This is a genomic window from Oleiphilus sp. HI0067, assembly GCF_001635735.1.
In genome coordinates, this window is sequence record NZ_LWFI01000888.1 from 1 (window position 1) to 2,237 (window position 2,237).

3 protein-coding genes are annotated in these 2,237 nt (G+C 45.2%); 2 read left to right on the forward strand and 1 reads right to left on the reverse strand.

All coding sequences use genetic code 11. The annotated features are described in order from the left end of the window. Together epmA and A3739_RS10040 are read left to right on the forward strand one after the other, a co-directional pair. Nucleotides 1-940 (forward strand): EF-P lysine aminoacylase EpmA (gene epmA / locus A3739_RS10035; protein ID WP_068501189.1); only part of this gene is annotated, 940 nt, incomplete at its 5' end. Then, entirely contained in the window at nucleotides 927-2,030 is a 1,104-nt protein-coding gene (locus A3739_RS10040; protein ID WP_068476425.1) for a DUF3080 family protein, read from the forward strand. The genes epmA and A3739_RS10040, both read left to right, overlap by 14 nt. Nucleotides 2,031-2,046: 16 nt before the next feature. Here A3739_RS10040 and A3739_RS10045 read toward each other — a convergent pair. After that, nucleotides 2,047-2,237 (reverse strand): phosphatidylserine decarboxylase (locus A3739_RS10045; RefSeq protein ID WP_197472254.1); only part of this gene is annotated, 191 nt, incomplete at its 5' end.

Genomic DNA, 2,237 nt, shown 5'->3' on the forward strand with positions numbered 1-2,237 from the left:
TACTGCAATTAAAGCCCGTGCTGAGTTGTATGCTCAGCTGCGGGCTTTTTTTTCTGCACGTAATGTTCTCGAAGTCGACACGCCGTTGATGAGTGTTTCAGGGTCAACGGACCCACATCTTGCAAGTTATCGTGCTTCAGGCAATCAAGATGCGCATCAATCCTTAAACTTTTTTCTTCAAACCTCTCCAGAGTTTGCGATGAAGCGTCTACTCGCAAGCGGTTTAGGCGATATCTATCAGCTTTGTAAAAGTTTTCGTGAAGCCGAGCAGGGGGGTAGGCATAACCCCGAATTCACAATGCTTGAGTGGTATCGAGTAGGGTTCAGTTTGACTGAATTAATGGAAGAAATCGCAGATCTCGTTTGTGAGCAGTTGAGCCTTGAGCGACCCATTGTATATACCTACCGTGAAGTCTTTTTAAAGTACTTAGAGATTGACCCATTCTCAGCCGAATTAAGCGAGTTACAGGCATTGTGTTCGAGCCAAGCTGGGCTTGCTGAGGTTGAAACACCTGACCGTGACGCATGCTTAGACTTGCTTATTTCTGTGTGTATCGAACCTAAATTAGGATTTGATAGACCGTGTTTTCTTACTGATTACCCAGCGAGTCAGGCCTCATTGGCGCGTATTGAAGTAGACTCGTTTGGCAATCGAGTAGGGAAGCGCGCTGAATTGTATGTGAACGGCATTGAGCTCGCGAATGCCTACGACGAACTAGTGGATGCCAGTGAGCAAGAGGCGCGATTTATAGAAGATCGACGCGCGCGTCATGAACTTAAACTGGCCAATGTACCGTATGATAAGAATCTTGTAAGTGCATTAGCTTCTGGCTTACCTGAGTGTTCTGGCGTTGCACTTGGTGTTGACCGTTTGTTGATGCTCAAGCTGAAAGTCAGTTCTATTCAAGAGGTGTTGAGCTTTCCCATTGATCGCGCGTAATTCTGAACTTCGGAACCGATACAAAGCCAAGTTTTTTGGCGTAGTCATCGTTGTTTTCTTTTCATTGTTGTTGAGTGCTTGTGGCTTTAGTTCAGCGAGTCATGGTGAGCAAGTGTTGGATAACTATCAGGCTCGATTAGAAAATGTGTTTGCGGACATCTCTGACGCAGGTGAAATTCAAACGCAAGACTTCAATACATTGTCGGTTCCGACACTTCCACAGAAGCCACTAGTTCAAGCATGGCAAGCTCAATCATCAGAAAGTATCGATATTCTGGACTTTATGAGCCTGTATGGATGTCGATTACAAGAAACCGTTGCCCAAGCAAATTCCAGCTTAGGGCGTGTAGCAACCGCATCGCAACGCGTTTTGTATCTTGTGCGTTTTTTACGAGATGCCCCAAGTTGCATTGCGATGCTCGAGACTGAAGAAAAGACGGAGCTTGCTCGAATCGTGAAGCAAGAGATAGAGTATAAACGCCAACAATTTCCTTATGTCTCTACCGCCATGTTGATTGAAGGGGATGAGTTTTCGAGTTTTTGGCGCCTGCCTAAAAACTTAGGGTCTTATCCCGAAAATACTAATCTTGAGCCTATCCTTGCCCTGAGTTCTGTTGTGTCGCTTTTCAAACAGTGGCAGTCAGAGAATTATGTTCAAACGGAGCAAGAACTAGAGACGATGTTATTTCAGATAAATATCGGTGATGGCGGAGCACTGCTATCAAGTTTTAGTCTTTTGAATAACAGGCTTGAAGTGCTCAATAGCTTTCTCGAAGGCGTGCTCGATTCTGAGCAAATCTGTGTAGCAGGGAGACACTCGTCAAAGATACTGCAAAACGTCGTACAAAAATATTTTGTGGGTGAGGTTCAGCAGTGGGCTGCGGATCTTAATCGCCGACAGTACGCATTGAGCGAAGCAATGGCCGATTTGGAGGGCGAATTAGCACCGATGCTCAGTGAGAGTTATGCGCGATGGAGGAAAGAGAGAACAGCTGTTTTTCAACGCAATAAAGCCTTGATTCAACGCCATGTGCTATTGATTGGAAAGTTAATAAATGAAGAGAAACTAGCGGTGCATTGCGACCGCTAGTATCGATTGAAGAGCCTTACTTTATTGTTGCGAATGTTTCGCCCATACGAACAGGTGATTCTGCTTTCAATGACTCTTCGAAGTTGATGGTGTTTGGTGGTGCACAGAAGACGACGGTAGACCCTAGCTTAAAACGGCCCATTTCTGCGCCTTTTTCAATCGTGATTGGCTCTTCGTTGTCGTAGTCAAAACTGACAACATTTTTAC